Here is a 7644-nt window from a genome sequence, read left to right as displayed (position 1 = left end):
TCATCCATCGACGAGGTCGGCGTGGCCGCGCCGGTGTACGACCACCGCGGCGACATTGTGGCAAGCGTCCTCATTCCGGCCCCCCGGTTCCGCGTATCACGGGAAAGGTTACAGAGCCTCGGCGAAGCCTGCTCAGCCGCGGCCCACAAGGTCACCACACGCCTGGGCGGACGCCTGCCAGAAAACGCAGAACAATCTTCCCTCGGCTAGAAACCCCGACCAGCGACGGCAACCGGTGACGCTGCGAAGTCCCACACAACCAGACGTTGGAGATCCACACCGACGTACCCTGCTTGGATGCAACGGGAATCCGCGCCTGGCAGCAGAACCGAATTCGTCATACGGGTCATTCACCGATGCTCGAATGGAGATCCCTCATGGCCCGACGCCACGATGGAACGGCTTGTTTATAGCGCCCAATGAGGAGCGCCAAAATTGAGGAGTTGCAATGGGCGCACGGCTTGAAGCCATCCGGGACACGGTGCCGATCCAGAAGCGCAGGACCAGGAGGTTCTCGCGAAGGGTGTTGATCTGCACGAGGAAGTCCGGTTCGGGGCGATCAGGGTGCTTCGCGCCCATATAGGCTTCGTCAGCGCGATCAATCCAGCCCTCGACGTCCGAGAATGGCTTGACCTTCATATCCCCGAGGATCACGCGCAGCCCTGGCTTGAAGTTCATCTGCTTGCGGTTGTTGAGGTTCGCCCCGCCATTCTTCTCAATGTCGATGAGGTATCCGAGCGCTTCCAGTGCAATGCCACCCTGGGCCACACTCGGGTGCCCCCAGCGATCGTCGGAGCGAAGAACATTCAGCAGAGGACCGACCACTCGGCCGTAGGTCTTCCGGAGTTGGAGCCAACGATGCACGCCACGGGGCCCTATCTCGTCGTAAGGGAAGAGGAAGCGAGGGTCCTTGCTCCACGGCTCATGCACTGCGGCGTGTTGGTGTACGTTGCTGTCTCGTCAGAAGAACATCGTAGAAAACGTCAGAAACGAGAAGCACCTAAAGTGGCAACCGATTACGACGAAGTCCGTTCCGACGTCAAGGAATCCCAGGACCGTTCCTTGGAGGCATTGCAGTCCGCGAATGCCCCGGATGCGCGCAGCGTTGTCCGCGACCTGGACGAGGCCGACGCACTGGATGACGCCCTGACCCCGGGAGGGGAGTTCGTCGCCGAGGAGCTCATCGTTCAGGTGGTTCCGCAGGCCGTGGACGAGTTCACCTGCTACTCCTGTTTCCTTGTCCGGCACCGGTCCCAGCTCGCCCGCGAGAGCAACGGCCACCCGTACTGCAGCGAATGCGACGGGTAGGGCATCCATACCTCAAGACGCAGTATTCGGCGGCTCATCGTGGATTTTTTGCCCTGATGTGGGGGGTTGGTTGTTGCCGGTCAGGCTGCCTGGGTAGCCGTTGCTGCCAGGGCGGCGGTCTCAGGGGCGAGGATGCTCAGCCTGTAGTCGGACTGGAGCGGATCGACGCCGGCCGGCAGATGGTGGGACCTCGAGCAGGCCCGCAGTTCTTCCAGCGCCTCGGGCTCGATCCGGGCCCGGGTCATATCAAGCTCCAGGGTCATGTCCGCGGTGAGCGAGTTGGCGCGCTTCATCACGGCATACAGGCCGTGGACGCTTTTGGATGTCACATGACCCTGCGCGGCAACCTGGGCCTTTGCGCAGTCGAGGTCCACCCGGACCAGCACCCGAAGCTTGTCTGTCGTCACGAAAATTCTCTCCGCTCTATGTTGGGCGCCACGACGCTGTGGCGGCCCCGACCAACCATAGACCAAATGTGATCCAGGCAACACCAGCAGGGTGGGCGTGTTCCATCGGGGAGCGGGGCCGACCTCGTCCGCCGCTGTTGATCAGCGCCTGCCCGGGCCTGGTTGAACGTTTGGATTTTCCCACGCGTGGAAAGCATCCAAGGCTTCCATCCGTCCGTTGAACCACGGAACGAGTGGTTCTGTCAGGACGCCGGGGACTCGCTGAAGCCAGGCCGCACAGCGTTGGGTAAGCTTCGACCCCGGCGTACTTTATGGCAAAATACAGACTTTATGAGAATCTAATAAAGCGCGGTAAATCTTGTAAGATTCGTGGCATGGATCCAGTGAACAACCCCTACACTCCGAACGCGGGTGCGACGCCGGAGATTGTCATCGGCCGTGACGATCTCCTTGAGGACTTCCGGATCCTCCTGCGGAGGCTCGACAAGGGCCGCACCAATCAATCCATGATCGTCACCGGCCTCCGCGGTGTGGGCAAAACCGTTTTGTTGGGGGAGTTCCGTCAGATAGCAGAAGAGTTCAGATGGAAGGTACTGGAGCTCGAGGCCAGCAAACACGATGACGACCACTTCCGCAGGACTATCTACTCGCAGCTGCGGGCCGCGCTCTACCAGATTTCACCACGAGCCAAGTGGGGAGACAAGGCACGGAAGGCTGCCCAGGTCCTGCAGTCCTTCAGCCTTTCCATCGATCCTTCCTCGGGTATCCCGACCCTGTCACTCGATGTCGACGCCGCCGAAGGATTTGCCGATCACGGCAGTCTTACCCTGGACCTGACGGACGTCCTGGTTTCGATCGGCGAAGCCGCCAGGGAGCACGGGACGGGCCTGGTGCTGCTGTTTGACGAGGTCCAGTTCCTGAGCCAATCACAACTCGAAGCCGTCATCCAGGCGATCCACAAATCGGTGCAGAGAAAACTCCCGGTAACGTTTGTCGGTGCAGGGTTGCCGCAGATCGCCGAGCTTGCCGGCGAAGCAAAATCCTACGCCGAGCGGCTCTTCAAGTTCCCGGAACTCGGATCCCTGGATTTCGAAGATGCCAAGAAAGCCCTGGCCGAGCCGGCGCACATCGAACATGTGCACTTCGAGGACGATGCACTGGTCCGGGCGTTCGACCTCACTGAAGGCTACCCGTACTTCGTGCAGGAACTTGGGTACCAGGTGTGGGCAGTCGCAGACGGCGACTCCATCACCTTGGAAGATGTTGAGGATGCAAAGGACGCCTACGAGGCAAAACTTGATTCCTCGTTCTTCCGCGTCCGGCTCGACAGGGCCACCCAGCTGCAGATCGCCTACATGCGCGCCATGGCACAGCTGGGCCCCGACTCCCAAAAGGCCGCCGACGTCGCCGCCGTCATGGGACGCGAGTCCACCCAGCTGGCCCCTACACGATCCGAACTCATCAACATGGGCCTGCTCTATACGCCCGCCCACGGCTACGCGGGCTTCACCGTGCCGCACTTTGACCGCTTCATGCTGCGGGCCGTCCCGCACCTGGACGTCCCCCCGGTGCAAAAGAGGCGCACGAAACCGAAGAAATAAACCTCCCGTCCAGGCCCGGTCGAATACTCGTGCGGCGCGATTCACCGGGCGGGAACAACAAGTCCCAGCGGGAAACGACACCCCGCTGCGATTCACACCATCCATCAGTCTTCACCCGAACTGTGCATCATCCTCCAGGCTGTAAAACCCGTCAGATTGGCATCTAAGAGTGGCGCCGAGGGCGTCTAGGAAACGCCCTCCGGACCCCTATTCTGACGGTGTTTAAGTGGCAGCCTGACGTCAGGTTGGGGTGTGCCCCAACTGGACGAACTCAGCGCCCGTCAGCCAGGCTCTCCGGGCTTTCTGAGTTTGGGTCCGGTTACACACAGGCCGAATTCGACCTCCTTTAACTTTGAGCAGACCTGCTCCAGCAGCGCCGTTCAGAAGGTACGAATAGTTCGAACTCGAATATGCACGCTTACCAGTAGAGTCCGGCGACTCGCATCCGGTGTGGATTCCACGGACCTCGAGATTCATCTCCACCTGGTGACCCGGGAGCCTACCAAGTCGGCAATAAGCAGGCCTGAACGGCATCGGCCATGGTTGGCCGAAACGGCCGCCCCAACTTGAGGCTCTCATCGATGAAATCGATAGCACATATCTTAATTGTTTGTTTCCGTGGTATTAGCCAGCTCACTACATTGAGGGAAGCCGGTGGCCGAAGCCGCCGCAGCAACCAATGGAGGTACTGCACGGTGGGTATTCGACGTGTCCTGATCGTGGGGGCGGCATCGGCGGACTCGGTTTGGCCGCGGCACTGGGCCAGCAGGGGGTGGATGTTGAGATCGCGGAGCGGCGCACCGAATACAAGCTCCTGGGGGTAGGTATTAACCAGCCGGCCAACTCCCTCCGCATCCTGGGCCGCTTGGGACTTCTCGAGCAGATCCGCTCGGTGGGTTTCGCTTACGACCGCAATGAATTTCACGGGGCCGTTCGCAAAACTTTGATCTGACCGGTCCTACACCGTTGCTCAGAAAGCTCGAATAGTTCGAAATCGAATATGCACGGCGTACCAGTAACCACCGCGGCGGCCACGGACGTGGCGGCCGCGGCCGATAGGGGGCGAGTCACATCGGCCTGGCACAGCGAAGGTACTGGTATGTGGTCTCCGTGCTGACCTTCGTTACGGGCTTGGAGGGCTTTCGGAGCACCGTGCCGGCGCGCCTTTCCCGGTCGGCCCCCGGGTTCCGGCTTGAGGTCTTTTGCGCCCTTTGCAGGCCCTGGGCTGCTTGGCCAGGGCGATTCCTTCCGCGGGTGCTCCCTCATGAAGCTTGAGACTGGCCCTGAGGGAGTCCTCTCCCGTAAGGACCGGGAGCAACTGGCGAATTCCTGACCTAAGTGCAGATCCCCGTAAGTCTCCTCGTCTGACAGCAAGAATTATGAAACAACCCTTGACTTGTTGCTACTGCAGGAAATACGTTGTTGTATGACCAACGGTGATCTGGATCATATGAGCAAAGCACTTCCCGCAGTGTTGGGGGCTGGAAGTGCAGCACAACGCGGTCTTGGCGCCACCCCCTGAACGGAGACAACATGGAACGCGATCTTGCAGACAATTCGCTGGAGAAGGTGAGCCCGGAGCGCCTGCGTAAGGTGGTGCGGGCCTCTTTTGCCGGCACCGTGGTGGAATGGTTCGACTTCGCCATCTACGGCTACATGGCAACACATATTGCCGCGACCTTCTTCTCGTCCACGGATCCGGTCACGGGTCTGCTGGAGACGTTCGCCGTGTTCGCTGTCGCGTTCGCGCTGCGGCCCTTGGGCGGGATCTTCTTCGGACGCCTGGGCGACCGCCTTGGACGTAAAAAGATCCTGGTGCTGACCGTCCTGCTCATGTCCGGATCCACGGCCGCAATCGGGCTCATCCCAAGCCACGAAACGATCGGCATCTGGGCCGCCGTCCTACTGGTGCTTGCCCGGTGTTTACAAGGCTTTTCCGCCGGCGGCGAATACGCGGGCGCCACCATCTACGTCGTCGAGCACAGCCCCGACAGGCACAGGGCACGCTACTCGTCCGCCATGTCCGCGGCGACGTTCTCCTCATTCGCCCTCGCCGCTGGACTCGGCGCGCTGCTCAGCTTCATCCTGCCCCCCGAGGCCATGGGCGATTGGGGCTGGCGCATCCTCTTCCTGCTGTCAGTACCGATGGGCCTGATCGCCTTCTACATTCGCGCCAAACTCCACGAGTCCCCCGAGTTCCAGGCGATGATCGATGATTCCGCCGCCCGGCCCGCCCCGTCTTTGGGAGTCGTCTTCCGCACCCAGTGGCCCGCGATGCTGCGCCTGGGCGGGTTCGTGATGCTCACGGCGCTCTCCTTCTACATTTACTCCACGTACATGTCGACCTTCCTGATCAAGGTGGTCGGCCTGCCCCCGCACCTTGCCCTGTTCTCGAGCTTGATCTCGCTGACCCTTGCAACGGCGCTGGCCCCCGTCATGGGCCGTGTCTCGGATCGCATAGGGCGCCGCCGCACCATGCAGACCGCCGCCGGCCTCCTGGCCATCCTCACCATTCCGGCGTACATGATCGCCGAACAGGGAACGTTCGCAACCGCCGTTGCCAGCCAACTGCTCATAGGACTCGGCGCCGTGACCGCTAACGTGGTGACCTCGGTCCTGATGTCGGAAATGTTCTCGACCGACGTGCGCTTCGCGGCATCAGGCGCCTGTTACAACATCACCTACGCCGTATTCGGCGGTACCGCACCCTTCCTGGCAACGTGGCTTGTCGCGGGAACCGGATACTCGCTCTCCCCGGCGATCTACGTCGCAACCATCGCCGTCGCATCATTCCTCGTCGCCACCTTCCTCATGCCCGAGACCGCAGGACGGCCTCTGCGCCGCTACCACGACGACCCCGTGCCCGCAAAACGTGCGCACGCCGTGGCCTCAAGATCGTTGCCCGGGGCCTGAGGCCCCAGGGCAAGTAAAATGGTCGGCTGCCGTCCGGACCTGTGTAGGTCCGGACAGCGGCTGGCCATGCCGCGGCCGATCGCATGGCACAGATCCGCCGGTGGATGAAAGGGACGGCTTGAGTAACCTGGCCTGCTCATTGCCGCCATATTCAACTCTTTCGTGACCCTTAGAGGCCCTGCTCTGGCAACCGTGAACCGACGGGCGTAGCGTTCGAATAAAACGACAGCGGTGGTCGCAGCCTGACCAAGGACCGGCACACTGGCAGTATGGTGCCAATCCGTTCGAGGAGCCGGAAATGGCTGGATGGAATGCCGATACGGCGGCCGGGCCACTGGGCGCCGGGACAATCACGTTGGTGGAAGGTTCATCCTTCTGCATCTCGCTGCCGAATGGGGACATCCAACCCGAACTCCCGCACGGGGTCTTCTTCCAGGACACGCGCATCCTGTCCCGCTGGAACCTCACCGTCAACGGCCAGCTGCTGGAGCCGTTGGCGGCGGAAACGAAGGAACCCTACCGGGCGTTGTTCGCCCGGCCGTGTTGCCCGTTCTGACGGGTATGCGGACAGCCCGCTGCTTGTGGAGCGGCTGCGCGAGGTGGGTGTCGGCATCACAGAGGAGATTACGGTACGGAACTACTCTCTGGATCCTGTCGAATGCGTGGTCTCGCTCAGCGTCGAAGCGGATTTGCCGATCTGTTCGAGGTCCAGGAGGCGCGCATCCTCCGGCACTGGGATGAAACCCGGCAGCCGGACGCAGGTTCGCTGACGATCAGGGGCACTTGGCAGGATGCCCGCAAGGGGATCGTCATCAACGCCGACGGCGCCGATCATGTTGGTGCGGACGCCTTGACATATCGCACAGTTGTCCGCACGGCCACTGGAGCACCGTGCTGAGCGTGGTGCCTGCCGTGGACGGAACCGGCCCGGCTGCACCGTTTGTTCATCCGGCACCGGGAGATATGTCTCCGCGGGACCGGCGCCGGATGGAGTGGGTGGCGAGGATTCCTGTGCTGCAGATGGGCAACGGTTCCATCGAACGGACCCTGCAGCGCAGCTACGACGATCTGGGCGCGCTCAGGATCGAAGACCCCGACCATCCGGACCGGGTGGTGGTCGCCGCCGGAGCGCCCTGGTTCATGACCCTGTTCGGCCGCGACTCACTCTGGGCCTCGGAGATGGCTCTGCCCGTGGACCCGTCCCTGGCCCTGGGCACGCTGCAGACGCTGGCCGACCGCCAGGGCCAGGTCTTGGACCCGATGAGCGAGGAGGAACCGGGGAAGATCCTGCACGAGGTCCGGCTCGGCGTCTCCAGCGGTCCCTGTTGCCTCATTGCAATACCTCCGGGAAGGTGATTCGTTGCCTCATCTAAAAACCTCCGGTTGACCGCTTCGTTGCCTCATTGAAAAACCTC

7 protein-coding genes and 1 pseudogene are annotated in these 7644 nt (G+C 61.9%); 6 read left to right on the top strand and 2 right to left on the bottom strand.

Going from position 1 to position 7644, the window contains the following annotated elements; translation table 11 throughout:
* Nucleotides 1-210, top strand: a 210-nt coding sequence (locus J2X01_RS21695; RefSeq protein ID WP_310062549.1) for an IclR family transcriptional regulator domain-containing protein, incomplete at its 5' end; no start/stop codon positions are given.
* 165 nt (nucleotides 211-375) lie between these two features.
* Here the strand turns inward: J2X01_RS21695 and J2X01_RS21690 are convergent.
* On the bottom strand, nucleotides 376-825 hold the full coding sequence (locus tag J2X01_RS21690) for a hypothetical protein (RefSeq protein ID WP_310062546.1): 450 nt from the start codon (nucleotides 823-825) through the stop codon (nucleotides 376-378).
* Nucleotides 826-1005: 180 nt separating this feature from the next.
* On the opposite strand from J2X01_RS21690, the gene J2X01_RS21685 reads away from it, so the two are divergent.
* The gene (locus J2X01_RS21685) at nucleotides 1006-1308 is read left to right on the top strand and encodes a DUF4193 domain-containing protein (RefSeq protein ID WP_310062543.1); all 303 of its coding nucleotides are present in this window, start codon (nucleotides 1006-1008) and stop codon (nucleotides 1306-1308) included.
* 80 nt (nucleotides 1309-1388) lie between these two features.
* Here the strand turns inward: J2X01_RS21685 and J2X01_RS21680 are convergent, their stop codons facing one another.
* Complete coding sequence (locus J2X01_RS21680) at nucleotides 1389-1715, bottom strand: hypothetical protein (RefSeq protein WP_310062540.1); 327 nt, start codon at nucleotides 1713-1715, stop codon at nucleotides 1389-1391.
* A 374-nt stretch (nucleotides 1716-2089) separates the two neighbouring features.
* Here J2X01_RS21680 and J2X01_RS21675 point away from each other — a divergent pair, with 374 nt between their 5' ends.
* The 4 genes and pseudogenes from J2X01_RS21675 to J2X01_RS21660 all read left to right on the top strand — a co-directional run.
* A complete protein-coding gene (locus tag J2X01_RS21675; RefSeq protein ID WP_310062538.1) occupies nucleotides 2090-3316 on the top strand; it encodes an ATP-binding protein in 1227 nt (408 codons plus the stop codon).
* A 679-nt stretch (nucleotides 3317-3995) separates the two neighbouring features.
* Nucleotides 3996-4268: an FAD-dependent monooxygenase gene (locus tag J2X01_RS21670; protein WP_310062535.1), complete on the top strand. Its 273-nt coding sequence runs from the start codon at nucleotides 3996-3998 to the stop codon at nucleotides 4266-4268.
* Between the two features lie 581 nt (nucleotides 4269-4849).
* The gene (locus J2X01_RS21665; RefSeq protein ID WP_310062532.1) at nucleotides 4850-6229 is read left to right on the top strand and encodes an MFS transporter; all 1380 of its coding nucleotides are present in this window, start codon (nucleotides 4850-4852) and stop codon (nucleotides 6227-6229) included.
* A gap of 298 nt (nucleotides 6230-6527) precedes the next feature.
* Nucleotides 6528-7549 (top strand): annotated as a pseudogene (locus J2X01_RS21660) (glycogen debranching N-terminal domain-containing protein); the annotation flags it as partial.
* Nucleotides 7550-7644 lie beyond the last annotated feature (95 nt).

The sequence above is a fragment of the Arthrobacter ginsengisoli genome (assembly GCF_031456935.1).
Taxonomy (GTDB): domain Bacteria; phylum Actinomycetota; class Actinomycetes; order Actinomycetales; family Micrococcaceae; genus Arthrobacter; species Arthrobacter ginsengisoli.
The sequence above is the reverse complement of the archived record's forward strand: the minus strand, read 5'-3'. Positions and strand labels throughout refer to the sequence as shown.

What these genes read in the sequence shown, in the direction of transcription:
- J2X01_RS21665 (WP_310062532.1), top strand. Translation starts at nt 4,850, where the DNA reads ATGGAACGCGATCTTGCAGACAATTCGCTGGAGAAGGTGAGCCCGGAG.
- J2X01_RS21675 (WP_310062538.1), top strand. Translation starts at nt 2,090, where the DNA reads ATGGATCCAGTGAACAACCCCTACACTCCGAACGCGGGTGCGACGCCG.
- J2X01_RS21670 (WP_310062535.1), top strand. Translation starts at nt 3,996, where the DNA reads ATGGAGGTACTGCACGGTGGGTATTCGACGTGTCCTGATCGTGGGGGC.